General features: G+C 64.6%; 28 protein-coding genes. 3 read left to right on the top strand and 25 right to left on the bottom strand.

What is annotated here, in order from left to right:
* Positions 1–3: 3 nt before the first annotated feature.
* The 21 genes from nagZ to QHG62_RS04105 form a co-directional block, all read right to left on the bottom strand.
* The gene (nagZ, locus tag QHG62_RS04205; RefSeq protein ID WP_281149592.1) at positions 4–1,107 is read right to left on the bottom strand and encodes a beta-N-acetylhexosaminidase; all 1,104 of its coding nucleotides are present in this window, start codon (positions 1,105–1,107) and stop codon (positions 4–6) included.
* The gene (gene acpS / locus QHG62_RS04200; RefSeq protein WP_126745761.1) at positions 1,104–1,505 is read right to left on the bottom strand and encodes a holo-ACP synthase; all 402 of its coding nucleotides are present in this window, start codon (positions 1,503–1,505) and stop codon (positions 1,104–1,106) included. Before acpS ends, nagZ begins: the two co-directional genes overlap by 4 nt.
* 13 nt (positions 1,506–1,518) lie before the next feature.
* Positions 1,519–2,283 (bottom strand): pyridoxine 5'-phosphate synthase, encoded by a 765-nt coding sequence (locus QHG62_RS04195; RefSeq protein ID WP_281149591.1) that lies wholly within the window; start codon positions 2,281–2,283, stop codon positions 1,519–1,521.
* Positions 2,280–3,053: a DNA repair protein RecO gene (gene recO / locus QHG62_RS04190; protein WP_281149590.1), complete on the bottom strand. Its 774-nt coding sequence runs from the start codon at positions 3,051–3,053 to the stop codon at positions 2,280–2,282. The genes QHG62_RS04195 and recO overlap by 4 nt, the downstream gene beginning before the upstream one ends.
* Before the next feature lies 1 nt (position 3,054).
* On the bottom strand, positions 3,055–4,023 hold the full coding sequence (gene era, locus QHG62_RS04185) for a GTPase Era (RefSeq protein WP_281149589.1): 969 nt from the start codon (positions 4,021–4,023) through the stop codon (positions 3,055–3,057).
* 7 nt (positions 4,024–4,030) lie between these two features.
* The gene (gene rnc / locus QHG62_RS04180; RefSeq protein WP_126745757.1) at positions 4,031–4,717 is read right to left on the bottom strand and encodes a ribonuclease III; all 687 of its coding nucleotides are present in this window, start codon (positions 4,715–4,717) and stop codon (positions 4,031–4,033) included.
* 17 nt (positions 4,718–4,734) lie between these two features.
* Positions 4,735–5,103, bottom strand: a complete 369-nt coding sequence (locus QHG62_RS04175) for a DUF4845 domain-containing protein (protein ID WP_281149588.1) — start codon at positions 5,101–5,103, stop codon at positions 4,735–4,737.
* Between the two features lie 31 nt (positions 5,104–5,134).
* Complete coding sequence (lepB, locus tag QHG62_RS04170; protein WP_281149586.1) at positions 5,135–6,100, bottom strand: signal peptidase I; 966 nt, start codon at positions 6,098–6,100, stop codon at positions 5,135–5,137.
* Between the two features lie 8 nt (positions 6,101–6,108).
* Entirely contained in the window at positions 6,109–7,920 is a 1,812-nt protein-coding gene (gene lepA / locus QHG62_RS04165) for a translation elongation factor 4 (RefSeq protein WP_258504750.1), read from the bottom strand.
* Positions 7,921–8,441: 521 nt separating this feature from the next.
* Positions 8,442–9,941 (bottom strand): DegQ family serine endoprotease, encoded by a 1,500-nt coding sequence (locus tag QHG62_RS04160; RefSeq protein WP_281149585.1) that lies wholly within the window; start codon positions 9,939–9,941, stop codon positions 8,442–8,444.
* A gap of 93 nt (positions 9,942–10,034) precedes the next feature.
* On the bottom strand, positions 10,035–11,102 hold the full coding sequence (locus QHG62_RS04155; RefSeq protein ID WP_432445582.1) for a MucB/RseB C-terminal domain-containing protein: 1,068 nt from the start codon (positions 11,100–11,102) through the stop codon (positions 10,035–10,037).
* 23 nt (positions 11,103–11,125) lie between these two features.
* Entirely contained in the window at positions 11,126–11,779 is a 654-nt protein-coding gene (locus QHG62_RS04150) for a sigma-E factor negative regulatory protein (protein WP_432445581.1), read from the bottom strand.
* Positions 11,780–11,808: 29 nt separating this feature from the next.
* Complete coding sequence (rpoE, locus tag QHG62_RS04145) at positions 11,809–12,483, bottom strand: RNA polymerase sigma factor RpoE (RefSeq protein ID WP_281149582.1); 675 nt, start codon at positions 12,481–12,483, stop codon at positions 11,809–11,811.
* Positions 12,484–12,986: 503 nt separating this feature from the next.
* Positions 12,987–14,231, bottom strand: a complete 1,245-nt coding sequence (gene fabF, locus QHG62_RS04140) for a beta-ketoacyl-ACP synthase II (protein ID WP_281149581.1) — start codon at positions 14,229–14,231, stop codon at positions 12,987–12,989.
* 96 nt (positions 14,232–14,327) lie between these two features.
* Entirely contained in the window at positions 14,328–14,567 is a 240-nt protein-coding gene (acpP, locus tag QHG62_RS04135) for an acyl carrier protein (RefSeq protein WP_007830471.1), read from the bottom strand.
* A gap of 102 nt (positions 14,568–14,669) precedes the next feature.
* Positions 14,670–15,413: a 3-oxoacyl-ACP reductase FabG gene (fabG, locus tag QHG62_RS04130; RefSeq protein WP_281149579.1), complete on the bottom strand. Its 744-nt coding sequence runs from the start codon at positions 15,411–15,413 to the stop codon at positions 14,670–14,672.
* 27 nt (positions 15,414–15,440) lie between these two features.
* Complete coding sequence (fabD, locus tag QHG62_RS04125; protein ID WP_281149578.1) at positions 15,441–16,394, bottom strand: ACP S-malonyltransferase; 954 nt, start codon at positions 16,392–16,394, stop codon at positions 15,441–15,443.
* 53 nt (positions 16,395–16,447) lie between these two features.
* Positions 16,448–17,425, bottom strand: a complete 978-nt coding sequence (locus tag QHG62_RS04120; protein WP_281149577.1) for a beta-ketoacyl-ACP synthase III — start codon at positions 17,423–17,425, stop codon at positions 16,448–16,450.
* Positions 17,425–18,522, bottom strand: coding sequence for a phosphate acyltransferase PlsX (plsX, locus tag QHG62_RS04115; RefSeq protein WP_281149576.1), 1,098 nt, complete (start codon positions 18,520–18,522; stop codon positions 17,425–17,427). The genes QHG62_RS04120 and plsX overlap by 1 nt, the downstream gene beginning before the upstream one ends.
* Positions 18,523–18,583: 61 nt before the next feature.
* Positions 18,584–18,766 (bottom strand): 50S ribosomal protein L32, encoded by a 183-nt coding sequence (gene rpmF / locus QHG62_RS04110; protein ID WP_007830466.1) that lies wholly within the window; start codon positions 18,764–18,766, stop codon positions 18,584–18,586.
* 146 nt (positions 18,767–18,912) lie between these two features.
* A complete protein-coding gene (locus QHG62_RS04105; RefSeq protein WP_281149573.1) occupies positions 18,913–19,470 on the bottom strand; it encodes a YceD family protein in 558 nt (185 codons plus the stop codon).
* An 81-nt stretch (positions 19,471–19,551) separates the two neighbouring features.
* Between QHG62_RS04105 and QHG62_RS04100 the strand changes: the two genes are divergently transcribed.
* Genes QHG62_RS04100 through QHG62_RS04090 form a run of 3 tightly spaced genes read left to right on the top strand, consistent with a single transcriptional unit; the run spans position 19,552 to position 22,051 of the window.
* The gene (locus tag QHG62_RS04100; RefSeq protein WP_281149572.1) at positions 19,552–20,133 is read left to right on the top strand and encodes a Maf family protein; all 582 of its coding nucleotides are present in this window, start codon (positions 19,552–19,554) and stop codon (positions 20,131–20,133) included.
* Positions 20,130–20,894, top strand: a complete 765-nt coding sequence (locus tag QHG62_RS04095) for an SAM-dependent methyltransferase (RefSeq protein ID WP_281149571.1) — start codon at positions 20,130–20,132, stop codon at positions 20,892–20,894. Before QHG62_RS04100 ends, QHG62_RS04095 begins: the two co-directional genes overlap by 4 nt.
* Positions 20,895–20,896: 2 nt before the next feature.
* A complete protein-coding gene (locus QHG62_RS04090; RefSeq protein WP_281149570.1) occupies positions 20,897–22,051 on the top strand; it encodes an MFS transporter in 1,155 nt (384 codons plus the stop codon).
* Positions 22,052–22,072: 21 nt separating this feature from the next.
* Here the strand turns inward: QHG62_RS04090 and QHG62_RS04085 are convergent, their stop codons facing one another.
* The 4 genes from QHG62_RS04085 to QHG62_RS04070 are packed head-to-tail and all read right to left on the bottom strand — an operon-like array spanning position 22,073 to position 25,281.
* A complete protein-coding gene (locus QHG62_RS04085; protein WP_281149568.1) occupies positions 22,073–23,116 on the bottom strand; it encodes a S49 family peptidase in 1,044 nt (347 codons plus the stop codon).
* A gap of 2 nt (positions 23,117–23,118) precedes the next feature.
* On the bottom strand, positions 23,119–23,490 hold the full coding sequence (locus tag QHG62_RS04080) for a Rieske (2Fe-2S) protein (protein WP_258504727.1): 372 nt from the start codon (positions 23,488–23,490) through the stop codon (positions 23,119–23,121).
* A 14-nt stretch (positions 23,491–23,504) separates the two neighbouring features.
* Positions 23,505–24,176: an HAD family hydrolase gene (locus tag QHG62_RS04075; RefSeq protein WP_281149566.1), complete on the bottom strand. Its 672-nt coding sequence runs from the start codon at positions 24,174–24,176 to the stop codon at positions 23,505–23,507.
* Positions 24,169–25,281, bottom strand: coding sequence for an RluA family pseudouridine synthase (locus QHG62_RS04070; protein ID WP_281149565.1), 1,113 nt, complete (start codon positions 25,279–25,281; stop codon positions 24,169–24,171). Before QHG62_RS04070 ends, QHG62_RS04075 begins: the two co-directional genes overlap by 8 nt.
* Between the last annotated feature and the right edge of the window lie 72 nt (positions 25,282–25,353).

The following is a 25,353-nucleotide window of genomic DNA, read 5'->3' as shown; positions in this document are numbered from 1 at the left end:
GCCTCAGGCGCTGTGCGGCATGGCGAGGTCGGCCTTTGCCAGCACTTGCCTTGCCTGCCTGTAGCCTGTCGAATCGGTCAGCGTATTCCAGTCGACTTGCGGTGCATCGGGAAGAAGCGCCCGCCTGCGCGCTTCGCTCCTTGCATCCGGCTGCCAACGCCGTGCCTTGGCCGCGGCGCCGAAATCATCGAGCAGTTCGTCGAGCGGCCGGCCCTCGCCGATGCTCTGGTTGCACAACATCGCCAGATCGCAACCTGCATCGAGGGCTGCCAGTGCGGCATCGGCATAGCTCAGCAGTTCTCCGCCGATGTAGCGCCCGGCTTCCATGCTCAGGTCGTCGCTGAAGATAGCGCCGTCGAAGGCCAGCCGGGTGCGCAGGATGTCTTTCAGCCATTTGGACGAAAAGCCCGCGGGTCTCTTGTCGACTTTCGGATAGATCACGTGCGCCGGCATCACGGCCGTGAGCGCGCCCGACAGCCAGTCGAACGGCCGTGCGTCGTCCTCCAGGATCGCCTTCAGGCCGCGGCGGTCGACCGGAATCTCGACATGCGAATCGGCAGTGACGAAGCCATGTCCCGGAAAGTGCTTGCCGCAGTTGCGCATGCCCATCTGCAGCATGCCGTGCATCACGCTTTTGGCCAGCAGCGCCACCACGCGCGGGTCGCGGTGAAAGCTGCGGTCGCCGATCACGCTGCTGCCGCCGTGGTCGAGGTCAAGCACCGGCGCAAAGCTGAAGTCGACGCCGCAGGCGCGCAACTCGGCCGCAAGCACCTGGCCCGTTGCCGTTGCGGCCTGCGTGGCGCGCATCGCATCGCGCATCCACAGCTCGCCCAGGGCGCGCATCGAAGACAGTCGCGTGAAGCCGTCGGTGCGAAACCGCTGAACGCGGCCGCCTTCGTGGTCGACACAGATCAGTAGATCGGGGCGGATGGCCTTCAACTCTGCATTGAGCGCGGTCATTTGCGCGCGGTCCCGCCAGTTGCGGGCGAAATGGATCACGCCACCGACCAAGGGGTTTGCTACCCGGCGGCGATCCGCATCATTGAGTTCCGTGCCCGCCACATCGATGATCAGCGGCGCGTGATGGGTTGTCGTTGCCAGGGTCATGCCTCGTTCTTGTATTCGACCACCACGAAGCTCGCGGCATATTCGGTTTCGTCGGTCACCGTCACGTGCGCCGTGAGGCCTTTGGCCTCGAACCACTCCTTGAGCTCACCATGCAGCACGATGACGGGCTTGCCGCTGCGCAGGTTCGCAATCTCGCACAGGCGCCAGGTCATCGGCATGCGCATGCCCAGGCCGATGGCCTTGCTGAAGGCCTCCTTGGCGGAAAAGCGGGTAGCCAGATAGCTCAAGCCGCGCTTGGGCCAGCGCTCGCTGCGGGCCTTCCACACCGCGAACTCGGCATCGCTGAGCACCCGGTGGGCAAAGCGCTCGCCCTGGCGCTCGAAGGTCGCAGCGATGCGACGCAGATCGCAGATATCGGTACCAATGCCGTAGATCATGCCGCTGGAGCGCTCACTTGGCTTCGTCGATGCAGCGCAGGTACTCCCGCGTGGTGGCTGCGTAGCCCAATTCGAGCGCATCGGCGATGAAGGCGTGGCCGATCGAGACCTCCTGAACGCCGCGCACGGCACGCAGGAAAGCCGTCAGGTTGTCGCGGCTCAGGTCATGGCCCGCGTTGACGCCGAGACCCGCGGCCTGCGCCGCACGCGCCGATTCGACGTAGCGCGCAAGCACGGCCGCCTCGTTCGAAGTGCCGCGCGATGCGGCATAGCCTTCGGTGTACAGCTCCACGCGGTCGGCGCCCACGGCCTTCACCGCAGCCATCATCTCGGGGATCGGGTCCATGAACAGGCTCACGCGGACGCCCAGGGCCTTGGCCTCGGCAATCAAAGGGCGCAGGCGCTCGGCGTCTTCCGGGAAGCTCCAGCCGTGGTCGCTGGTCGATTGCGATTCGCTGTCGGGCACAAAAGTGGCCTGGTGCGGCTTGAGCTCGCGCACGAAGTCCATCAGGTTGTGGAACGGATTGCCTTCGATGTTGAACTCGATGCCCGGCCAGTCTTTTGCAAGCAGCGCGGAGAGGTCGCTCACGTCGTGCGCGCGGATGTGGCGCGCGTCCGGCCGCGGATGCACCGTGATGCCCTGCGCCCCGGCGGCAAGGCAGGCGCTGGCGGCCTTGAGCACGCTCGGGATGCCCAGGTGGCGCGTGTTGCGCACAAGGGCCACCTTGTTCAGGTTGACCGACAGCGACGTCGTAGCGGAATGGCCGGGAGTGCTCATAGGGCTTGCAAATCTCTCATCATCTGCCGCGTGCGCAGCGTGGACACACCGCAATGGTAGTTGAGCAAGGCGCGCAGCTGGTTTCTGAGGGCACTGTTGCTGCCGGCGTTCATGGTGGCTACTTCTCTCAACGTGGCGGTGAAGGGGGCGCGGTCGTCGAGCACGCCCTGCAGCGATTGCCAGTCGGCGCCGGCCAGCGCCGCCTCGCCGTCACCCGCCAAGCGCAAGCCGGCTTCCGGCACCAGGCTGTAGCGCGCCTCCGCCACGAGCGGCTCGAGGGTGAGGGTTTGAGCGTCGAGCGACGGCAAGAGGCCCACTTCGCGCAGCAGCAGCAGCTCGAAAGCACGCAGCGCCGCGGCCTGGGTTGCGGCCTGCGCGCCGGCGTGGTCGCCCGCCAGCACCTGCACCACGCCCGCGTAGGCGTCGAACAGCGCCTCGTGAGCGTCGTCCCGCGCGAGCAGGCGCAGCAGCAGTTCATTGACGTAGTAGCCCGAGAGCAGGGCCTCGCCCGTCGGCATGACGTGGCCGCCCATCCACTCGGCGCCCTTGAGCGTGCGGATCTCGGCGTCGCCGCCGTAGTTGAGCTGCAGCGGCTGCAGAGGCAGCAGCACGGGCCTGAAGTTGGAGCTCGGCCTCTTCGCCCCCTTGGCCACGAGCGCGATGCGTCCGTGGTGGCGGGTGAAGACCTCGAGGATCAGGCTCGACTCGCTCCAGTCGTAGCGATGGAGCACGTACGCCGGTTCATGCGAAACGCGGTGGGCAGTTGCCACTTCATTCGTAACCGAACGAGCGCACGCGGGCCTCGTCGTCGGCCCAGCCGGAGCGCACCTTCACCCACAGTTCGAGAAAAACCTTGGCATCGGCCAGCTTTTCGAGCTCGACCCGGGTTTCCATGCCGATGCGCTTGATGCGCTCGCCCTTGTCGCCGATGACCATGGCCTTGTGGCCGTCGCGCTCCACCACGATGGTGGCGGCAATGCGCAGCAGGCGCTTCTGGCCCTTTTTCTGCGGCGGCTCTTCCTCGAACTTGTCGATGATCACGGTCGAGGTGTAGGGCAGTTCGTCGCCGGTCAGGCGGAACAGCTTTTCGCGCACCAGCTCACCGGCAAGGAATTTCTCGCTGCGGTCGGTGAGCTCGTCCTCGGCGTAGAACCAGGGTTGCTCAGGCAGGTATTTTTCACAGATGCCGAACAGGCGCTCGACATCCTTCGGGTTCTTGGCCGACATCGGCACGAACTCGGCAAAGGGGTGCTTCGCCTGCATGGTCTGCAGCCAGGGTGCGATGTCGCCGCGGCGGTGCACGTTGTCGAGCTTGTTGGCCAAGAGCACGGTCGGAATGCCCTTGCCGAGCAGCTTGAGCACCCGCTCGTCGGCCGGCGTGAAGCTGCCCGCCTCGACCACGAAAAGAATCAGGTCCACGTCGCCGACCGCGCCCTGCACGGTCTTGTTGAGCGACTTGTTCAGCGCATTGGCGTGCAGGGTCTGGAAACCCGGCGTATCCACGAACACGAACTGCGTGGCACCCAAGGTGCGCATGCCCGTGATGCGGTGCCGCGTGGTCTGCGCCTTGCGCGAGGTGATGCTGATCTTCTGGCCCACCAGCGCGTTGAGCAGCGTCGACTTGCCCACGTTGGGCTTGCCGACAATGGCCACCAGGCCGCAGTGCTGGGGCCCTGTTGTGCCCGTTCCGCCCGCTGCGTCTTCGGGGTTTTCTGCTGCTGAATTTATAGCGTCGTTCATTCTGGTTTCACGCGGCCCCGCGTGCCTTGAGCCGGATCAACATGGCCGCCGCGGCAGCCTGCTCGCCGGCGCGGCGCGAGCCACCGATGCCGCGTTCGCGCAGGCCCAGCTCCGGCACCTCGCACTCGACATCGAAAGTCTGTTTGTGCGCGGCGCCGAGCGTGGCCGCTACGCGGTACACCGGCAACTTCATTTTGTGGCCCTGGAGCCATTCCTGCAATTCGGTCTTCGGGTCCTTGGCGGCTGCTTCCATGCGCGGATTGATCTCCACGGATTCATAGAGCCGGCGCACCAGCGCCTCGGCGGCCGCAAAGCCCGCGTCGAGGTAGACCGCACCGATCAGCGCTTCAAGCGCATCGGCCAGGATCGAAGGCCGGTTGGGCCCGCCGGAACGCGCTTCGCCTTCCCCGAGCCGAAGCAGCGGCGACAGCTGCAGCTCGAGTGCCAGGCGGTGCAGCGTGTCTTGCTTGACCAGGTTGGCCCGCACGCGCGACAGATCGCCTTCGGGCAAGGCCGACAGGCGGGTGTAGAGCAGGTGCGAAACGGCGAGGTTGAGCACCGAGTCGCCGAGAAACTCCAGGCGCTCGTTGTGGTCAGCCGAAAAACTGCGGTGCGTGAGCGCGAGCTGAAGCAGCCGCGTGTCGGAGAACGAATGCTTGAGGCGCTCCTGCAGCGCTACGAGGCCGCCGTCCACCTTGCGTGTCGCCGCGTTCAGCGGGTCTCGCCTTTGTACTTGAGCACCAGGTAGGCCGGGCCGAACAGCGGAATCTCCCGCTCGTAGGCATACGACACGACGACCTTGTCGCCGACCTTCTTGATGTCGAGGTCCTTGCCCGAGACGGACTTGAAGTCGTCGATGGCTTGGGCCCGGTCGAAGATGGCGCGCACTTCGGGCACGGTGGTGCCTTCCTTGGCCTTGTTGGCGGCCTTGTCGATGGCCTGGTATTCGATCAGTGTCGGAATGACCTGCGCGATGACCACGCCCAGGCACCCCAGCACCGCGGCGACAAACACAAGACCGATGAACGAGATGCCGCGCTGGTGCGCGGCCCTGCTGCGGATGGACCGATTTGTTCTCATGCCCTCTTACCCCTCGAACAATGCTGTTTACTTATTGAAATGGACCGATGCGACCCAGATCGCCGAAGTTCATCCACACAAAGAACGCCCTGCCCACGATGTTCTTGTCCGGCACGAAACCCCAGAACCGGGAGTCCGCCGAATTATCGCGGTTGTCGCCCATCATGAAGTAATTGCCGGCAGGTACCTTGCAAACCACGCCTTCGACGGAGTAGCGGCAGTTTTCGCGAAATGGGAAGTCGGTGGCGCCCTGAACGAAAGCCGGACCGGCATCGTCGTTGAGCAGCCTGTGCTGCTTGCCACCCAGGTCTTCGGTGAACTGCTTGAGCAGGCGCATCGAATCGCCATCGAGGTAGTCGGGCAGCGGATTCTTGGACACCGGCTGGCCGTTGATCGTGAGCTTCTTGTTCAGGTAGGCCACTTCGTCGCCCGGGATGCCGACCACGCGCTTGATGTAGTCCATGCTCGGCTTGGGCGGATAGCGGAAGACCACCACGTCGCCGCGCGCCAGCGGGGTGCCGTCGGTGATCTTGGTATTGATGACCGGCAGGCGAAGCCCGTAGGTGAACTTGTTGACCAGGATCAGGTCGCCGGTGAGCAGCGTCGGCATCATCGAACCCGATGGAATCTTGAAGGGCTCGTACAGGAACGAGCGCAGCAGGAACACCACGAGAATTACCGGGAACAGCCCGGCCGTCCAGTCGAGCCACCACGGCTGCATCAGCAAGCGCTCGCTCGCCTTGGCGTCGACCGTGTCCACCTGCGTGATGCCCTGGCCCGCCAGACGGGCGTTGCGCTCGCTCAGCGAAGCCTCGAGCGCGGCGGCGGCGCGTTCGCGGCGCGGCAGGAAGTAGAAGCGCTCAGCCAGCCAGTAGAGCCCGGTGACCACGGTGGCGCAGAACAGGAGCAGTGCGAAGTTGCCTTCGATGGCACCAAAGTACCAGGCACCGACGTAACCGGTAAAGGCCGCGAGGACCAGAGTAGTGATGAATGCCATTTTTGAGATCAGTCTTCGACTTGCAGAATCGCGAGGAAGGCCTCTTGCGGGACCTCGACGGAGCCGATCTGCTTCATTCTTTTCTTGCCCGCTTTCTGCTTTTCGAGCAGCTTCTTCTTGCGGGTGATGTCGCCGCCGTAGCACTTGGCAAGAACGTTCTTGCGCAGGGCCTTGATTGTCTCACGCGCAATGATGTTCACCCCGATGGCCGCCTGGATTGCAACGTCGAACATCTGGCGCGAAATGATCTCGCGCATCTTCGACACCACCGCCCGGCCGCGGTACTGCGACTGGGTGCGGTGCACGATGATGGACAGCGCGTCGACCTTCTCGCCGTTCAGCAGGATGTCGACCTTGACCACGTCGGACGCGCGATATTCCTTGAACTCGTAGTCCATCGAGGCGTAGCCCCGGCTGACCGACTTCAGCTTGTCGAAGAAGTCGAGCACGATTTCGCCGAGCGGCATTTCGTAGGTCAGCATGACCTGGCGGCCGTGGTAGGCCATGTTCATCTGCACGCCGCGCTTCTGGTTGGCCAGCGTCATCACCGCGCCCACGTATTCCTGCGGCATGTAGAGGTGCACGGTGACGATCGGCTCGCGAATCTCGCTCATCTTGCCGACGTCGGGCATCTTGGACGGGTTCTCGACCATGATGACTTCGCCGTCGTTGCGCACCACTTGGTACACCACGCTTGGCGCAGTCGTGATCAGGTCTTGGTCGAACTCGCGCTCGAGCCGCTCCTGCACGATTTCCATGTGCAGCAGACCGAGAAAGCCGCAGCGGAAACCGAAGCCCAGCGCCTGGCTCACCTCGGGCTCGTAGCGCAGCGACGAATCGTTGAGCTTGAGTTTTTCAAGCGCATCGCGCAGCGAGTCGTACTCGCTGGCTTCGGTCGGGTAGAGCCCGGCGAACACCTGCGGCTGGATTTCCTTGAAGCCCGGCAGCGCCTCGGTGGCGGTGGCGGCCGCGCCGCCCGTGCCCGGCTTGATGAGCGTCACGGTGTCGCCGACCTTGGCGGCCTGCAGCTCCTTGATGCCCGCGATGATGTAGCCCACCTCGCCCGCCTCGAGCGATGCGCGCGGCTCGTTGGCCGGCGTGAAGACGCCGATGTTGTCGGCGTTGTACATGGCGCCGGATGCCATCATCTTGATGCGCTCGCCCTTGACGAGCCGGCCGTCCACCACGCGCACCAGCATGACCACGCCCACGTAGGGATCGAACCAGCTGTCGACAATCATCGCGCGCAGCGGGCCGTCGGGGTTGCCGCGCGGCGGCGGCATCTTGTGCACGATGGCTTCGAGGATCTCTTCGATGCCGAGACCTGTCTTGGCCGAACACGGAATCGCATCGGTCGCGTCGATGCCGATCACGTCTTCGACTTCCTTGCGCGCGTTGTCGGGGTCCGCGTTCGGCAAGTCCATCTTGTTGAGCACCGGCACCACTTCGACGCCGAGGTCGAGCGCGGTGTAGCAGTTGGCGACTGTCTGCGCTTCGACCCCTTGCGATGCATCGACGACGAGCAGCGCACCTTCGCATGCCGACAACGAGCGGCTCACTTCATAAGAGAAGTCGACGTGGCCTGGCGTGTCGATCAGATTGAGGTTGTAGACCTGTCCATCGAGCGCCTTGTAGTGCAGCGCAGCGGTCTGCGCCTTGATGGTTATCCCACGCTCTTTTTCGATGTCCATCGAGTCGAGCACCTGCGCTTCCATATCGCGTTCCGCGAGACCGCCGCAACGCTGGATCAAGCGATCGGCGAGCGTCGACTTGCCGTGATCGATGTGCGCAATGATCGAAAAATTTCTGATGTGATTCATCAACGGGAACGCTTAAGTACTTGAATTGGCTCGTGCGCAGAGTGCGACAGGCAAGAAAAAAGGGCGCGTCTTCTGGAGACGCGCCCTGAACCAACAAGCAATGGCAACTGCAGTAGTTGGAACTTCATTGTAGGCAAAAAGGGAGGCACGTACATCCGGGGACAGGGTCAAAACGGGTCGTTGCGGGTCCACAACATGAAAGATATAAACAACTTATCCACAAGATCGGTGGAGCACTCGATGAACAACTTGTGGGCGATCTGTGGAGCAGCGGTGGACTGCTGTCTGACATCTCGCATCGTGAAGGAATTCACCTTCCTTATGCATGGGCCCACCGCCCGCTGGCTCCTATTCTACCGAAAACCGTCCTAAGCCCATTGGAAAGTTAGTGAACACCAACATAATAACGACTCTCCCCGGCCCAAAAAATTTTTTGAAGCGGGCTTCCGACCGTGGCAAAGACCTCAAAAAAAGGCCCCAAACCCGACTGTCGGGTGGGGCCACTTGACGGCAGCGCCAGTTCAGCGTGCGGGTCGGATCAGGGCATATTGCGCCCACTCGCCACGGCGGAACAGCACGCTGAGCGGCTTGTTCTTGTCGGCCTTGGCCAGGGCGGACTCGAATTCCTTGACGCTTGTCACTTCGATGTTGCCGACCGAGAGGATCACGTCGCCCTCGCGCAAACCGGCCCGTGCGGCGGCATCGGTCGCCGCGTCAATGCGCACGCCGCGCGCCTTGAGCTCTTTCTTCTGCGCGTCGGTCAGGTCGCTGACCACCAGGCCGATCGACTTTCCGGCCGTGGACGACGGCTTGGCTTGCGGTTCCTCGCGATCCGACTGGCGCTTGCTCGAAGGCTTGGCTTCCGGATCGCCCTCCGCAACGGTGATCGAAAGTTCACGCGAACTGCCGTTGCGGAACACGGTCAGCGTGCTCTTGACGCCCGGCTTGGTGCTGGCGACCGAGCGCGAGAGATCGCTCGGCGTTTCGATGACCTTGTCGCCGTACTTGGTGATGATGTCGCCTTCGCGCACGCCGGCCTTGTCGGCTGCCGAGCCCGGCACCACGCTGCTCACCACGGCGCCGCGCGCCTTGCCCAGGCCAAGGGACTCGGCCACGTCCTTCGACACCGAGCCGATGGTCACGCCGATCAGGCCGCGCGAAACGCGGCCCGTGGCGCGCAACTGGTCGCTGACGCGAATCGCCTCGTCGATGGGAATCGAGAACGAAATGCCCATGTAGCCACCCGAGCGCGAGTAGATCTGGCTGTTGATGCCGACCACCTCGCCGCGCAGGTTGATAAGCGGTCCTCCGGAGTTGCCGGGGTTGATGGCAACGTCCGTCTGGATGAGCGGCACCAGGTCGCCGGTGTCACGCTGCTTCGCGCTCACGATGCCGGCGGTCACGGTGTTCTCAAGGCCGAAAGGCGAGCCGATGGCCATCACCCATTCGCCGACGCGCAGCCGCGAGATGTCGCCGACCTTCACTACCGGCAGGCCGGTTGCCTCGATCTTGACCACGGCGACGTCGCTGCGCTTGTCGGCGCCGATGAGCTTGGCCTTGAACTCGCGCTTGTCGGTGAGGGTGACCAGGATCTCCGACGCATCCTCGATCACGTGGGCATTGGTCATGACATAGCCGTCCGCAGTCAGGATGAAGCCCGAGCCCACGCCGCGCGGGCGCTCTTCTTCCTGGGGCTGCTGAGGGCGGTTCGGGCGCGGGCCCGGCCGCGGGTTGCCCGGCAGCGGCTGTCCGAAGAAACGCCGGAAGAACTCCTGCATTTCCTCGTCCATTTCTCCACCACCGCTGCGGGTGGACACTTTCTCGACCGTGCGAATACCGACCACGGCAGGCCCCACCTGCTCCACGAGATCGGCGAAATCGGGCAGCCCGCGCGCTTGCGGTGTCTGGGGCGCCTGAGCGTTGGCCGACGTTGCCGGCAGGAAGCCCGCGGTGGCCGAGCAGGCCAGACCGAATGCGAAGAGATAGGAACGAAGCGTGTGTCCCTCGACTTTGAACATCATCGGTTTTCTTTCAAAAGAACAGAGCGGCCAAAAGAAGAGCTATGAGTCTGTGATGCGGACTTGGTTCAGCGCCAACTGCGCATGCGCGGCCGGTCAGCGTGTGCGCGCGAGACTTTGGGCAAACGCATTGAGCGTCTGCTGCGGCACCTCGCCCACGGCAGTCAGCCACCAGTCGCTCGCCGGCTCGGGCAACCGCCGGCGAATGGCATTGGTTGCGCCAATGGTAAGCACGCCGTCGCGCGGTGCGCGCTTTTCATCGTAGCGCTCGATGAAAAGCGACACCGAAGCCAGGCCATCGGAGAAGGTCCACTGAACGGTGCGGTCCTGCCCGTTTTTGTCACTGCCTGCCGGGCGTCGATAGAAGCTGCGCGGCTTGAAGCCGGCCACAGGCGTCTTGAGAACCCAGCCTTCGTCCTGCGCGCTGGTGCGCTCGAGTTCCAGCTTCTCGATGCGGTAGCCGCCGGTGTTGTTCATCATCTGCGCGATGGCCTGCGCCTTCACTGGCGCATCGAGCTGCAGTTCGGAGAATGCCGACTGCTCCACCACGCGGGATTCGCCGTCCACCGTCTGCAGCTTGATCACGAGGCCGGAACGGCGCTCGCTCCAGATGCGATAGCCGAAACGCAATGTATCGTGCGGCACGAGTTGCACCACATCGGCATCGAAGCCCGCTACACGGTCCTTGCCGATGGCCCGCACATCGTAGAAGTCGCCGACCGATGAATCGGGCTTGTCGGGCAGGTTGGGAAAAATGTCGAGGTTCTCGCGCTTTTCCACCTTGACGACCTTTGCCTCCGGCAGGAAGGTCATCACATGGTGATTGCGCCTGAATGTCGAGCGCGGCGGCCCCGACAGCGCTTCGATGCGCTCGATCTGCAGGTCGCCGTCGCGCACATGCCAGATGCGAGCACTCGACAAATCGCCGCCGGCCGCCGACACGACGAAAGTGCCGACGTAATTGCGCTGCCTGGCTCCGGTGTGCATGCGCTGAAGCCACTCGACAACGCCCATGGGAGGCGGCGCGTCGCCAGCCTGCGCCAGGGCCGCGCCCTTGGCATTTACCGGGCCCGAACGGGGCTGCGCGGTCGCGATCTGCGCAAGACAAAAAGCAGCGAACACCAGCGCAAACGCGCGTACGGAGATCGGCATCTGAACGGTCATTGAAGCGACGACGGGGCGCGCAATCAGCGCGTGGGCCCCTCGAAGGTCGCGTTGCGCAGAAAGCCTGAAGGCATTTGCGAAGCGCCGCCGGCTTGTTGGTGCGCCTCGAGCAGTTGGTCCAGGCGCGGATCGCGCAGCATGACCTGCGGACTGCCGCCGCCAACCACCACACGGGTCGGCGTGAGCGTTTGGGCGGCGGGCGACGAACTGTTGTTGGCAGCGGCGGCCAGCACCGAATTGGCAGCCGGTTGCTGCTGGACCGCAATCTGGGGTCCCGGGGACGAGAACCCCGCTCCGTTGCCGACCAGGGTCCAACTGATGGCGGCCACCGCCACCAGCGATGCGGCGCCGGCCACCAGCTTCCAGCGGAACACCGGCTCGTTGGCTGCGTCGGCCCTGCGCTGCAGCGTGATCACCTTGGCTGCCGTCACCGGTGCCAGCACCGGGGTAGCGGCCACAGGCTCGGCAGCAAGCCGCTGCTGGAACCGCGTCAGGAAGGCATCAGTGTCGCTGCAAGGCGTGTGCGCGCCCGAGCGCAGGATGTCACCCACCAGGTGATAGGACCGCCAGGCACCACGCGCATCGTCTTCAGCGCAGACGGCGTCAATGGCCCGCGCGAAGTCTTCGCCCTGCAAATGACCGTCCGCCAGTGCGGACACTTGTTCAAGAGCCGTCATCGTCTGATTCATTTCATTCACCTGCTTACCTACCAACGCTTGCCGGACTGGTTGTCCAGCAGCGGTTTGACCCTGGCCGAAATGGCCTCGCGCGCCCGGAAAATACGCGAGCGCACCGTGCCGATAGGGCAATCCATGACCTCGGCAATCTCTTCGTAACTCATGCCCTCGATCTCGCGCAAGGTGACCGCCTGGCGCAATTCGGAAGGCAGCGCGTCCATGGCCGCCTCGACCACGCGGGCGATTTCGTTCGCCGCCAAGACCGATTCGGGGGTTTCGTCGCTGATTGGTTCGTTTCCGGGGCGGTAAGTTTCATCGTCTTCTTCAGAAGACGGCCTCATGGCGCTTTCGGAGATGGTCGGGTCGCGCTTCATGTCGACAAGCGCCTTCTTGGCGGTGTTGACCGCGATCCGGTACAGCCAGGTGTAGAACTGGGCGTCGCCGCGAAACTGGTGAAGTGCCCTATAAGCCCGGATAAAGGTTTCCTGGGCGATGTCTTCGACCAGGTCGACATCGCGCACCATGCGCCCGATCAGGCGCTCGATCCGGCGCTGGTACTTGATAACCAGCAGTTCGAATGCTTTCTGGTCACCGGCAACCGTGCGCTGAACCAGTTGAAGGTCGACTTCGCCCGGGCGCGGCGTCTCGGCGGACACATCGGTCAAGCCGGAGTCCGGGGGCACTGGCGGCGGAGAAGTGGTCATCGAGCAGTCAGGGCGCATCGGCGGGCGCGGTCGCTCGCCAAGGCTCGCCGGCGGGCGATGCAGAAGGGGGGCGCGAATATACCGCACGGCGCAAATCGCGCCAGCGCTCCGGCATGGCGCGCTGTTCGATCCAAATCCACCGTGCGGCACGGCTTGGCTGGGTCAGCCGGACCAGGAGCAGCGATTGAAGATCGAGCGCCACGGAAGCTCGCGCCGCCCGAACGGCTCGGCCCCTGTCCGTGCCCGTCAGGGCCCAGTGGAGCCCGTCGAAATGCAAAACCCCGGCACCATCGCTTCGCAGCCCGACCGCAGCCGCAATACCCGAGAACAGCACACTCAGGACCAGCAGCAACTGGCGCCAGCCGGCACTATCGAATAAATAGCACGAAAGGCCTGCGCAGCAAGCGCCCAAGGCCCACGTGGCAATCAGAATCCGGGTGGCGCCACGCGAGCGCCCCACCGGATAGGTCACCGACGGCGCGCTGTGCATGAAAGAGCAAGGCTCAAGCGCGCTTGAACACCAGCGTGCCGTTGGTGCCGCCGAAGCCGAAGTTGTTCTTGACCGCGACATCGATCTTGAGATCGCGCGCCGTATTGGCGCAGTAGTCGAGGTCGCACTCCGGATCCTGGTTGAAGATGTTGATCGTCGGCGGGCTCTTCTGGTGATGCAGTGCGAGCACCGTGAACACCGACTCGATGCCGCCGGCGCCGCCCAGCAAGTGGCCGGTCATCGACTTGGTCGAGTTCACGACCAGCTTCTTCGCGTGATCGCCGAAGGCAAGCTTGACCGCATTGGTCTCGTTGAGGTCGCCGATCTGCGTGGAAGTGCCATGGGCATTCAGATACTGCACCTGGTCCGCATTCACGCCTGCATTGGCGAGCGCCATGGCCATCGAGCGGCGCGGGCCGTCGACGTCGGGAGCCGTCATGTGGTATGCGTCGCCGGTCAGGCCGAAGCCCGCCACTTCCGCATAGATCTTGGCGCCGCGCGCCTTGGCGTGTTCGTACTCTTCGAGCACCAGCACGCCGGCGCCCTCGCCGAGCACGAAGCCGTCGCGGTCCTTGTCCCACGGACGCGAGGCCGCGGCGGGATCGTCGTTGCGCGTGCTCAGTGCACGCGGCGCTGTAAAGCCGCCGATGCCGAGCGGAGAAATGGTCGACTCGGCGCCGCCCGCGATCATGACGTCGGCATCGCCGTATTCGATCATGCGTGCAGACGTGCCAATGGCGTGCAGGCCCGTGGTGCAGGCGGTCACGACGGCGATGTTCGGGCCCTTGAAGCCGTACTTGATCGAGACGTGGCCCGAGATCATGTTGATGATGGAAGCCGGCACGAAGAACGGCGAAATGCGGCGCGGACCGCGGCTCGCATATTCGCCGTGCGTTTCTTCGATCATCGGCAAGCCGCCGATGCCCGAGCCGATGTTGCATCCGATGCGCACGGCTTCTTCGTACGACAGCGCTTCGCCGGTCGGCAGTCCGCTGTCTTGCACCGCCTGCATGGCGGCGGCAAGCCCCAGATGAATGAAGCGGTCCATGTGGCGCGCTTCTTTCTCCGAGATGTATTGGGTGATGTCGAAACCCTTCACCTCACCTGCGAACTTGCAGGCGAAGGCGCTTGCATCGAAAGCGGTGATGTTCGCAATACCCGACTTCCCGGCCAACAGGTTGGCCCAGGATTCGGTTGCGGTGTTTCCGACAGGAGCGATGCAACCGAGTCCGGTCACGACGACGCGGCGTTTGGTCATGCCGGCAAACCTTTCTGGAAGCGCTGAACAGCTGCTGGCGGCGCGTACGGGGCTGGATAGAAGCGCCGCCGGCCGTCGCAGTTGCAGCCGGCCCGATCAGGCCTTTTGATTCTTGGTGGCGTAGTCGACGGCGTTTTGCACCGTGGTGATCTTCTCGGCGTCTTCATCCGGAATTTCAATGCCGAATTCGTCTTCGAGTGCCATCACCAGTTCGACCGTGTCGAGCGAGTCCGCGCCGAGGTCGGCCACGAAGGCCTTTTCGTTCGTTACTTGGGACTCTTCCACGCCGAGTTGCTCGGCGATGATTTTCTTGACACGTGCTTCGATATCGCTCATTTGGTTCCCTCTGAGGGTTGTAGGTAATCGGTGGATTTTAGCCGGGCGCATTGTGGCATTTGCCGTGCACCCGGGGCGGGGAAAGATTGCGCCTTGCGGCTATTACATGTGCATGCCGCCGTTGACGTGCAGTTCCTGCCCCGTCACATAGGAAGCCTGGGGCGATGCGAGATAGGCTACAGCATGCGCGATGTCCGCCGGCTTGCCCAAGTGGCCCAGCGGAATCTGCTGCAGCAGCGCCCGTTGCTGTGCTTCGGGCAGGCTGGCCGTCATGTCGGTTTCGATGAAGCCGGGGGCAACGCAGTTGACCGTGATGTTGCGGCTGCCGAGTTCACGTGCCAGCGCGCGGGTCATGCCCGCCACACCGGCCTTGGCTGCCGCGTAGTTGGCTTGGCCGGCATTGCCGGAAGCGCCGACCACGCTTGTGATGCTGATGATGCGGCCATACCGCTGCTTCATCATCGGGCGAATCACGGCGCGCGAAAGGCCGAATACCGCCTTGAGATTGGTGTCGAGCACGGCATCCCAGTCGTCGTCCTTCATGCGCATGGCGAGCGTGTCGCGCGTGATGCCGGCGTTGTTGACCAGCACGTGGATGGCGCCGTAGGCCTTCACGATTTCATCGATCAATGCCTCGACAGCCGCGCCGTCGTTCACGTCGAGTGCACGGCCGCGGCCGTCGAAGGCGCTGAGGGCCGAAGTGATCTTTGCCGCACCGTCTTCGGTGGTACCGGTGCCGACCACCTTCAGGCCGCGCTGTGCCAGCTCGAGTGCGATTGCTGCGCCAATGCCGCGCGACGCGCCGGTAACAAGGGCGACTTGCCCTTCGAATTTGGGAATGCTCATAAAAGAAGTATCCGGGCCTTTCGCCGTTCAGGCGGCGAGCAGTTGACGGGTGTCCGCGAGCGTTGCCGGGTCGTATACCGATGCGGCTTCGAGCTCGGGGGCGATGCGCTTGGCCATTCCGGCCAGCACCTTGCCGGGCCCGCACTCGATGATGGCGGCTACGCCGCGCAGTTTCAAGGCCTGCACGCTTTCAACCCAGCGAACCGGGCCGGCAGCCTGGCGCACCAGGGCTTCGCGGATGCGGGCCGGGTCGGTTTCGACAGCCACGTCGATATTGTTGAGTACTGGAATCTGAGGCGCAGCGAGGGTGATGGTGCTGAGCTTTTCGCGCAGCGCTTCGGCCGCGGGCTTCATCAGGCTCGAATGGAACGGCGCCGACACGGGCAAGAGCAGCGCACGCTTGGCGCCATTGGCCTTGAGCAGCTCGCAGGCCTTGTCGACGGCCGCCTTGCTGCCCGCGATCACGGTTTGCATCGGGTCGTTGAAATTCACCGCCTCGACGATCTCGGTGCTCCCGGCATCGAAGGACGCGGTAGCTTCCGCGCAACCCGCCACGACTTTGCCGGATTCCATGCCGAGCACGGCCGCCATCGCGCCAACCCCCACGGGCACTGCCTGCTGCATGGCCCGAGCACGAAAACGCACCAGCGGCGCGGCTTGCGCCAGCGTGAGCACGCCGGAAGCCACCAGCGCGGAGTATTCGCCCAGCGAATGCCCCGCCACCACGGAAGGGGCCGCGCCGCCTTCGGCCAGCCAGGCGCGCCAGGCGGCCACACCGGCCACCAGCATTACCGGTTGGGTGTTGGTGGTAAGCGCCAGCTCTTCCTTGGGACCGTTCTTGATCAGCGCCGCGATGTCTTCGCCGAGAGCTTCGGAGGCCTCACGCAGGGTTTCAACCACGGCCGGATGATCGCCCCAGGCGTCCAGCATGCCGACAGCCTGCGAGCCCTGACCCGGAAAGACAAAAGCGAAGGATTTCATTGTTCTATACGTCGATGTCGCACTGCGGCCCGTCCATGGGGCGTCGCAATACGCTACAGATTCAATAGCACCGCACCCCAGGTGAAGCCGCCGCCCACGCCTTCAAGCATGAGGGTCTCGCCCTTTTTCACCTTGCCGGACCGCACCGCCTCATCGAGTGCCAGCGGGATCGAGGCGGCCGAGGTATTGCCGTGCTCGTTGACCGTGACGATGAGCTTCTCGCGGGGAAGCTTCAGCTTCTTGGCCGTGCCTTCCATGATGCGGATGTTGGCCTGGTGCGGAATGAGCCAGTCGATGTCGGCGTCGGTCTTGCCTGCTTTCGCGAGCGTGGCGCGGGCGGCTTCTTCGAGCACTCGCACCGCAAGCTTGAACACGGCCTGGCCGTCCATGTGCAGCAGGGGCGTACCCAGCACGTTGCCGCCCGACACATGGCCCGGCACGCAAAGAATGCCGACATGCTTGCCGTCGGCATGCAGGTCGCTTGCCAGAATACCGGGCTCTTCGCTCGCCTCGAGCACGACGGCGCCGGCGCCGTCGCCGAATAGCACGCAAGTGGTGCGGTCGTTGAAATCGAGAATGCGCGAAAACACTTCGGCGCCGACCACCAGCGCGCAACGCGCAGTGCCGGTGCGGATCATGGCGTCGGCCACAGTCAGCGCATAGACAAAGCCGCTACAGACCGCCTGGACGTCGAACGCCGGGCAACCGGCAATGCCGAGCTTGTTCTGGAGAATGGCGGCCGACGACGGAAACACCATGTCGGGCGTCGAGGTGGCCACGATGATCAGTTCGATCTCTTCGGCCTTGCGTCCCGCCGCCTCGAGTGCGTTGCGGGCGGCTTCAAGGCCGAGATCGCTGCTCGTTACCTCGGGCGCGGCAAAGTGGCGCGCATGGATGCCGGTGCGCTCGACGATCCACTGGTCCGAAGTTTCGATGCCGCGCGTCGCCAGTTCCTTGGCAAGGTCGTCGTTGGTCACCCGGCGCGGAGGCAGATAGCTGCCGGTGCCGGTGATGCGTGAAAAAGGGCTCATCAAGCGTGAAGGGCCGTCGCGTCCGCTGGCACCGCTGGCTCCTGCCGCGCAAGTAAAGGCGCGGCGTGGGCAATGCGGGCCCGCACGCGATCGAGCAGGTTGTTGCGAGCGGCATCATAAGCGCGATCCAGCGCATGGCCGAAAGCCACTTCGTCAGCCGAGCCATGGCTCTTGAAAACCAGGCCGCGCAGGCCCAGCAAGGCCGCGCCGTTGTAACGACGGTGATCCAGGCGATTTTTAAACGCTTTTAGCACCGGATAGGCAACGATAGCCGCAGCCTTGGTAAAAATGCTTCGCGAAAATTCCACGCGAATGAATTCACCGATCATCGACGCGACGCCTTCGCTGGCCTTCAGAGCAACGTTCCCAACAAAGCCGTCACATACGACGATGTCGGTCGTTCCCTTGAAGATATCGTTGCCTTCCACGTTTCCGTAGAAGTTCAAATCTTTGGAATTAGCCGCAGTACGAAGCAGTTGACTCGCTTTTTTGATTGTTTCACTGCCCTTGATCGCCTCTTCGCCCACATTGAGCAAGCCGACCGAAGGCGACTCGTTGCCCGTGAGCGCGGAAACCAGCGCCGAGCCCAGCACGGCAAATTGCAACAAATCTTCGGCGTCGCAATCGACATTCGCGCCCAAATCGAGCACGGTGGTAGCGCCGCCCTTGATGTTCGGCAACTGCGGCGCAATGGCGGGGCGGTCGATGCCGTCGAGCGTTTTGAGGAGGTAGCGCGCAATTGCCATCAATGCGCCGGTGTTGCCGGCCGAAATGGCCGCTTGGGCGGCACCATCCTTGACCTGCTGGATCGCGATCCGCATTGAAGAGTCTTTCTTCTTGCGCAATGCGATCTCGACCGGGTCGTCCATGCCGACCACTTCGCTGGCTGCAACGATGCGCGCCCTAGGGTGCTCGCCAAAACCAGCCAATGCGGCAGGTGCGCCGACCAGCAGCAGCGACGCTTCCGCATGCCGATCAAGAAAGGCCCGGCAGGCCGCTAGCGTGACGCGCGGCCCATGGTCGCCACCCATGCAATCCACGGCAAGCGTGATCGCACCGGGTGCGGCGGCAGATTCGGAGGAGGAAGACGTAACCATCAAAACAAAGGCCCGACGCTACAGCAAAAGTAGCTTCGGGCCTCGGCCTTGGGATGCGAAATCAGGCTTCGGACTTGTTCTTGAGGACCTGACGGCCACGGTAGAAACCGTTCGGGCTGATGTGGTGACGCAGGTGCGTTTCACCGGTGGTCGGCTCCACGGCAATGCCGGGCACGACCAGCGCATTGTGGGAACGGTGCATGCCGCGCTTGGAAGGCGACTTCTTGTTTTGCTGGACGGCCATGATGGCTCCTGGACTGTTAGGTGAGTGATTGGATGCGCTCTCTTGCAGTGGCAATACAGCGGCATGTATGGAATGCCTTGGCCTGTCTTGCTGCTCACGGCGGCGCGCGCGAAGCCCATGATTATAGCCCAGCCTGCGGGAAAGGGCTACTTGCCCTCTTCCGGCTTGCGCGAACGCAACGCACCGAGCACCGCAAACGGGTTGGGCTTGGCCTCTTCGGCCGCCTTGAAGTCCTCGTCGCTGGACGAAAGCTGGATCGGCGTCGGGCAGACCTCGTGGACAGGCATGACGGGGATTTCCATCAAAAGTTCGTCCTCGATGAGCGCATGGAGGTCGAAATCGCGGCTCACGACCAGCAGGTCTTCTTCGGATTCGTCGTCTTCGGCATCTGCCGTGGCCTCATCGGCCACAAAACGGAACCAGCGGTCGGATGCAACAAGCGTATCAACCGGTGCCAGGCAGCGCTGGCACACCAGCGGCACCGTTGTTTCGGCTACCAAGTGCAGCCAGGGTTCGGCCTTGCCGTCAGCGCCGGTGCGCTGTTCGCCAGTCGCCTCCCAGTGCACCAAGGCTTCCGGCGCCGGTGCAGCCAGTTCTTGCGCCAGCCGGGAGTAATCGGGCACCGGGTCGTCAGCTGACAGCACCGCGGCTTCAGCGGCAAAGGCGGCCACGTCGAGCCGCCGGGGAACAAATTCTCTCTTCATCCGCACCAGTCTAGCGCGCCCGCCGGGGGAATTGGCGCGGTGCGGCCAAAGGCTCTTGCGGGCTCACGCACAATCGTCTCCATGCAACGCCCCTTGATCCTCGCCTCGACCTCGCGCTACCGGCGCGAACTGCTGAACCGCCTTCATTTGCCCTTCGACGTGCAGCCGCCGGAAGTCGACGAAACCGCACTTCCTGGCGAGACCCCGCGCGAACTGGCTGAGCGCCTGGCACTGGAAAAGGCCCGCGCCGTGGCGGCTCGCTTTCCCGAAGCCGTCGTCATCGGCTCGGACCAGGTGGCCGACCTGGCCGGCGAGGCGCTCGGCAAGCCCGGCGATCACGCGCGCGCCACGGCCCAGTTGCGCAAGATGCGCGGCCAAACGCTGATATTCCAGACGGCCGTGGCCGTCGTTTGCCAAGCCACCGGCTTCGTCGAACGCGACGTGGCGCTGGTTCGGGTCGTTTTCCGGGACCTCGACGATGCGGCCATCGAGCGCTACCTGCGGGCCGAACAGCCCTACGACTGCGCGGGCAGCGCCAAGAGCGAAGGACTCGGCATCGCATTGCTGAGCGCCATCGACAGCGATGACCCCACAGCCCTCGTCGGCCTGCCGCTGATCCGAACCTGCCGCATGCTGCGTTCCGCCGGAGTCGAATTGCTGTGACGACGGGCAAGCTCTATCTCGTACCCGCGCCGCTCGATTTCGGCTGCGACACCCAGGCACCGCTCCAGGACGCCCTGCCCCTCGGCACGCTTCAGGCAGCCGCCGGCATCACGCACTGGATCTGCGAAAACGCCAAGTCCGCCCGCGCCTACCTGAAGCGGATCGACGCCGTCGCTCCGCTGGCGGCGCCGCTGCAGGCGCAAGACATCCGCGAATTGCCGCGCGAAGTCCATAAAAAAGGCGACCACGCGGGCCAATTCGATGCCCGGCCCTTGCTGGCTGCGGCGCTCGAAGGCCATGACATCGGACTCCTGAGCGAGGCCGGGATGCCGGCGGTGGCCGACCCAGGCTCTTCGGTGGCACGCGCTGCGCACGACCTGGGCATTTCCGTCGTGCCGCTCACCGGCCCGGTGTCGCTGCTGCTGGCACTGGCCGCCAGCGGACTCAACGGCCAGAACTTCGCTTTCGTCGGTTACCTGCCGCAGGATTCGGGCGAACGCCAAAGCCGCATCCGCGAACTCGAGACGCTGGCGCTCAAGTCGGGCCAGACGCAGTTGTTCATCGAAACCCCTTACCGCAACGCCGCCCTGCTCCAGGCGCTGGTTCAAACGCTGCAGCACAACACCCGGCTCGCGGTGGCCCGCGGCCTGACGCTGGCGACCGCACACGTGCGCAGCGAAACGGTGAAAGCCTGGCGCGCCAAGGCGCCCGGCGCCGCTACGGACGAACGCCTGCCCGCGGTGTTCGCGATCGGGCGTTGACGATGGTGGTCACCGCCAGCACCCGCTGGGCCTCGCGCGCGCAGTTTTTTTCTTCGGGTTTCATCTTCGCGACCTGGGGCGTGCACGTTCCCACCGTCAAGGCTCACTACGGCATCGACGAGGCCCAGCTCGGCCTGGCGATGCTTGCGGCCGGTGCCGGAGCGATGTACGGCCTGACCAGCGCCGGCCGCTGGATCGGCCGCCACGGTCCGCGGCGCATGGCGGCGGCCTGCGGCTGCGTCTATGCGCTGCTGCTGGCCGGACTCATCGCCATGCCCGGCTACCCTGCCCTGCTGGCGCTGCTGGCGGCCTTCGGCCTGGTGACCAGCGTGTTCGACGTGGCCATCAATACCGAAGCGGCGCAGCTCGAACTGCATGGCGGCACGCCGCTGATGAGCGGCATGCACGGCATGTTCAGCCTGGGCGGCATGGCCGGTGCCGCGAGCGGCAGCGCCGCACTCGCCGCCGGCCTGGGCGCGCAGGCGCACCTGCTGTGGGTTGCGAGCGCCATGGCGCTCCTGGTGGCCGTGTCTTCGATGCGCATGCTGCCCAACCCGCCGGCCGCAAGCGATGCAACTGCCGCAGACCGCAAGTTCCGGCTACCCCGCGGCGCGCTCGCGGTGCTGGGCGTGCTCGCAGCGCTCGGCCTGATTGCCGAGGGCGCCATCTACGACTGGAGCGTGCTCTATATGCAGCAGGAACTCGGCAGCCCGCAAAAGCAGGCCGCGCTGGCCTACGCGAGCTTCTCGGCGGCCATGGCCGCCGCGCGCTTCGGCGGCGACGCCATGCGCGCCCGCTTTTCACCGGCTGCGCTGCTGCTTGGTAGTGGGGTGCTCGCGGCCGCCGCCATGACACTGGTGCTGCTGACCGACCTGCCCTGGCTCGCGCTGATCGGCTTTGCCGGCGTGGGCGTCGGTTTCGCGAACGTCGTGCCAATTCTGTTCGGCGCCTCGGCGCGCGTGCCGGGCGTGGAACCCGCCACCGGCATTGCCGCCGTCTCGGCCGTGGCCTATCTGGGGTTCATGGCCGGTCCGGCGGTCATCGGCCTGCTGGCGCGGGCCAGTTCGCTGACGGCCGCGCTCTACGTGGTGGTGGTGTTTGCCGTGGCGCTTGCGGCCTCGGCCCGATACACGAACAGCGGCGACCAGCCCGCCTGAGCCGGCCGCCGGGGGAAAGTCTTAGCGCAGCGCCGGCGCGGCGGACTGCAGCGAGCGCACCGTGGCGTCGCCCATGGCGGCGCCGAATTTCTTGGCGAGCTTTTCGGCCACGTTGTCGCGTCGCGTGTAGTCGGTCACCTCTTCGGCCTTGATGACTTCGCGTGCCACGTAGTCCACGTTGCCCAGCTGATCCGCCAAGCCGAACTCGACAGCTTGTTCGCCGCTCCAGAACAGCCCGCTGAAAAGGCCGGGGGTATCGAGCTTGAGCCGGTCGCCGCGCCCCGCCTTCACCACGTTGATGAACTGCTGGTGAATCTGGTTCAGCATGGTCTGGGCATGCGCGCGTTGCGCATCGCTCATCGGGCTGAACGGGTCGAGGAAGCCCTTGTTCTCTCCGGCCGTCAGCAGCCGGCGCTCGACGCCAACCTTGTCCATCACGCCGGTAAAGCCGAAACCGTCCATCAGCACGCCGATGCTGCCGACGATGCTCGCCTTGTCGACAAAGATCTTGTCGGTGGCGGCCGCAATGTAATAAGCGGCCGAGGCGCAGGTTTCTTCGACCACCGCGTACACCGGCTTCTTGTGCTTGGCTTTGAGGCGCTTGATCTCATCGCTGATGATGCCGGCCTGCACGGGGCTTCCGCCAGGCGAATTGATGAGTAGCACGATGCCCTTGGCGCCCTCGTCCTCGAAGGCTGTTTTCATTGCAGCCACGACGAATTCAGCACTCGCATCGCCGCCATTGGCAATTTCGCCCTTGATCTCGACGACGGCCGTGTGGGCCGTGGTCTTGGCGGTGCTCGGCGTGCTGCGCGACATTGCGAGCCAGACCAGGAAGATGAAGAAGGCGAGCCACGAAAGACGCGTGAAGGTCTTCCAGCGGCGCGCGGCCTTCTGTTCGTTCAGGGAAGCGAAGGCGAGCTTCTCCAGCGTTGCACGTTCCCATCCGGGACGCTGCGTGGGATCTTTGGCCATGTTCTTCGGCGCGCCCTGCGAGGACGCAATGGGAGTGGCCGGCTCAAAAGGATCAAAACCTTCAGGTTCCGTGCGGTTCGGGTCGGTCATTGTCAAAAAGTCAGGGGATGGAGGTTCCAGGCAGTATGCCAGTGCACCACGCCGTCACGTTCGCTGAGGGCGATCTTCACGAGGCCGCCGCGGCACGGGCCGCCGGCGCACTCGCCCGTGTCCGGCTTGTAGACCGCGCCGTGCGTGGCGCAGAGCAGCCACTGGCCGCTGTCGTCGAAGAAGCGGTCGGGCTGGAAATCCATTTCCATGGCCACGTGGCTGCATCGGTTCAGGTAGGCGTGCGGCTGCCCTTCGAAGCGCACTGCAAAAGCACGGCAGGTTTCGCCGCCGTAGACCACGTCGAAAGGTACGGCGAGGCTGCCTTCGACCAGGTCCGAGGCGTTGCAAAGGGGAATGGGCTCTTCTTCGCTCATCGCAAGATCTTCGCTCAGGCGTTGTCCAGGAGCCAGGCCTCGAGGCTGGCCACCGAATGGGCAACGAACAACGGCTTCAGCTCGTCGAAGCTTTCGGGTTCGTGTGCGCCGTAGCTCACGCCCACGCTCGCGCAACCGGCGTTGAGCGCCAGCTGCAGGTCATGCGTGGTGTCGCCGATCATCAGGGTGCGTTCGGCCGGCACCTCGAGTTCTTCCATCAGTTCCAGCAGCATGCGCGGATGCGGTTTGCCGAATGTCTCGTCGGCCGTGCGCGAAGCGTCGAAGCGGTCGCGCAGCGCGACTGTCTTGAGCGCTTCGTTCAATCCGCGGCGCGATTTGCCGGTAGCCACGGCAAGCTTGTGGCCGCGCGCGCGCAGGGCGTCGATCATCTGGAGCACTCCGTCGAAAAGCACCAGGTCGTCCTGGTGCTGCAGGTAGTGATAGCGGTAGCGCGCGCCGAGTTCGGCGTATTTTTCCTTCGGCACATCGGGCGCCGCACGCGCCAGGGCCTCGGCCAAGCCCAGGCCGATGACCCAGGCGGCGTCGTTTTCGCTCGGCTTGGCGCCGCCGACGTCGATCACCGCCGCCTGGATGCAGCGCACGATGAGCCGGGTGGAGTCGTAAAGCGTGCCGTCCCAATCGAAGGCGATCAGGTCGAAGCGCAGGGGGCGGGAAGAATCAGTCATTGGCCGTGGGAGTGGGATGTTGGGCAAGCGCCTCGAGCGCCTGCGGCGGCATCAAGCCGTGCAGTTCAGGCGGCAAGCCGGCCTGCAGCGCCACGCGCTCGCCGGTCGAGGGATGGCTGAACTGCAAACGCCAGGCATGCAGGAACATGCGCTTGAGGCCGAGTTTTTGCAACGCGCGCTGGCGTTCGAAGTCGCCGTACTTGTCGTCACCGGCAATCGGGTGGCCGGCCGAAGCAAGGTGCACGCGAATCTGGTGCGTGCGGCCGGTCTTGATGGTGACCGCCAGCAATGACAAAGGCGTGGCATCGCCGGCCAGCGTGAGCCGCGCCAGCACCCGCACCAGCGTGACGGCGCGCATCGCGTCCGGATGGTCCTTGGCGACCACGCGCACACGACGCTCGCCGGCGCCTGCGCCATCACCCGGCAGCAGGTATTTGGCAAGCGGCGCATCGAGCACCTTCTTGTTGGCGGGCCAGGCGCCCTCGACCAGCGCAAGATAGGTCTTGCCCGTTTCGCGGTCGCGGAACTGGTCTTGCAGCGCCACCAGTGCGCTGCGCTTCTTGGCCACCAGCAAAATGCCCGAGGTCTCGCGATCGAGCCGATGCACCAGCTCCAGGAACTTGGCGGCCGGCCGCGCGGTACGCAGCTGCTCGATCACGCCAAAGCTCACGCCGCTGCCGCCATGCACCGCCACCCCGGCCGGCTTGTCGATGGCCAGCACCGCGTCGTCCTCCAGCAGCACCGGAAATTCGCGCGGCGGCGCGGGCGGCGTGGCGCCTTCTTCGGCGCGGGCAGATATGCGCACCGGCGGCAGCCGCAGCACGTCGCCCACCTCGATGCGGGTTTCGGCCTGCGCCCGCCCCTTGTTGATGCGCACCTCGCCCGACCGGATGATCCGGTAGACGTGCGTCTTGGGCACGCCTTTCAGGTGGCGGAACAGGAAGTTGTCGAGCCGCTGGCCCGCGGATTCCGCATCCACGGTAATGAATTTGATGGAGGCGTGCGGCGCCCCCGCACCCTCCGCGGCTTTTTGAGCCGCGGGATCCGGAACTGCGGGATTTGGAGCGGCCGCGGGGCTTCGCTTCGCACCTATAATGTTTTTCACCAGCGCGGTCGTGTAAGTGCTTGATTAGACAGAAGTTTAGATCACTGCAGTCAAACGCCCAGGACAACGCTG

The sequence above is a fragment of the Variovorax paradoxus genome (assembly GCF_029919115.1).
Lineage (GTDB): Bacteria > Pseudomonadota > Gammaproteobacteria > Burkholderiales > Burkholderiaceae_C > Variovorax > Variovorax paradoxus_O.
Note: the sequence above shows the minus strand (reverse complement) of the source record. Positions and strands in the feature narration are given on the sequence as shown.

What these genes read in the sequence shown, in the direction of transcription:
- QHG62_RS04175 (WP_281149588.1), bottom strand. Translation starts at nt 5,103, where the DNA reads ATGAGAACAAATCGGTCCATCCGCAGCAGGGCCGCGCACCAGCGCGGC.
- fabD (WP_281149578.1), bottom strand. Translation starts at nt 16,394, where the DNA reads ATGAAATCCTTCGCTTTTGTCTTTCCGGGTCAGGGCTCGCAGGCTGTC.
- QHG62_RS04195 (WP_281149591.1), bottom strand. Translation starts at nt 2,283, where the DNA reads ATGAGCACTCCCGGCCATTCCGCTACGACGTCGCTGTCGGTCAACCTG.
- QHG62_RS04120 (WP_281149577.1), bottom strand. Translation starts at nt 17,425, where the DNA reads ATGAGCCCTTTTTCACGCATCACCGGCACCGGCAGCTATCTGCCTCCG.
- lepB (WP_281149586.1), bottom strand. Translation starts at nt 6,100, where the DNA reads ATGGCATTCATCACTACTCTGGTCCTCGCGGCCTTTACCGGTTACGTC.
- rpmF (WP_007830466.1), bottom strand. Translation starts at nt 18,766, where the DNA reads ATGGCCGTCCAGCAAAACAAGAAGTCGCCTTCCAAGCGCGGCATGCAC.
- fabG (WP_281149579.1), bottom strand. Translation starts at nt 15,413, where the DNA reads ATGAGCATTCCCAAATTCGAAGGGCAAGTCGCCCTTGTTACCGGCGCG.
- era (WP_281149589.1), bottom strand. Translation starts at nt 4,023, where the DNA reads ATGAACGACGCTATAAATTCAGCAGCAGAAAACCCCGAAGACGCAGCG.
- QHG62_RS04075 (WP_281149566.1), bottom strand. Translation starts at nt 24,176, where the DNA reads ATGACTGATTCTTCCCGCCCCCTGCGCTTCGACCTGATCGCCTTCGAT.
- acpP (WP_007830471.1), bottom strand. Translation starts at nt 14,567, where the DNA reads ATGAGCGATATCGAAGCACGTGTCAAGAAAATCATCGCCGAGCAACTC.
- fabF (WP_281149581.1), bottom strand. Translation starts at nt 14,231, where the DNA reads ATGACCAAACGCCGCGTCGTCGTGACCGGACTCGGTTGCATCGCTCCT.
- rpoE (WP_281149582.1), bottom strand. Translation starts at nt 12,483, where the DNA reads ATGACCACTTCTCCGCCGCCAGTGCCCCCGGACTCCGGCTTGACCGAT.
- QHG62_RS04090 (WP_281149570.1), top strand. Translation starts at nt 20,897, where the DNA reads ATGGTGGTCACCGCCAGCACCCGCTGGGCCTCGCGCGCGCAGTTTTTT.
- acpS (WP_126745761.1), bottom strand. Translation starts at nt 1,505, where the DNA reads ATGATCTACGGCATTGGTACCGATATCTGCGATCTGCGTCGCATCGCT.
- lepA (WP_258504750.1), bottom strand. Translation starts at nt 7,920, where the DNA reads ATGAATCACATCAGAAATTTTTCGATCATTGCGCACATCGATCACGGC.
- QHG62_RS04155 (WP_432445582.1), bottom strand. Translation starts at nt 11,102, where the DNA reads ATGACCGTTCAGATGCCGATCTCCGTACGCGCGTTTGCGCTGGTGTTC.
- QHG62_RS04100 (WP_281149572.1), top strand. Translation starts at nt 19,552, where the DNA reads ATGCAACGCCCCTTGATCCTCGCCTCGACCTCGCGCTACCGGCGCGAA.
- QHG62_RS04105 (WP_281149573.1), bottom strand. Translation starts at nt 19,470, where the DNA reads ATGAAGAGAGAATTTGTTCCCCGGCGGCTCGACGTGGCCGCCTTTGCC.
- QHG62_RS04080 (WP_258504727.1), bottom strand. Translation starts at nt 23,490, where the DNA reads ATGAGCGAAGAAGAGCCCATTCCCCTTTGCAACGCCTCGGACCTGGTC.
- plsX (WP_281149576.1), bottom strand. Translation starts at nt 18,522, where the DNA reads ATGGTTACGTCTTCCTCCTCCGAATCTGCCGCCGCACCCGGTGCGATC.
- nagZ (WP_281149592.1), bottom strand. Translation starts at nt 1,107, where the DNA reads ATGACCCTGGCAACGACAACCCATCACGCGCCGCTGATCATCGATGTG.
- QHG62_RS04160 (WP_281149585.1), bottom strand. Translation starts at nt 9,941, where the DNA reads ATGATGTTCAAAGTCGAGGGACACACGCTTCGTTCCTATCTCTTCGCA.
- QHG62_RS04150 (WP_432445581.1), bottom strand. Translation starts at nt 11,779, where the DNA reads ATGACGGCTCTTGAACAAGTGTCCGCACTGGCGGACGGTCATTTGCAG.
- QHG62_RS04085 (WP_281149568.1), bottom strand. Translation starts at nt 23,116, where the DNA reads ATGACCGACCCGAACCGCACGGAACCTGAAGGTTTTGATCCTTTTGAG.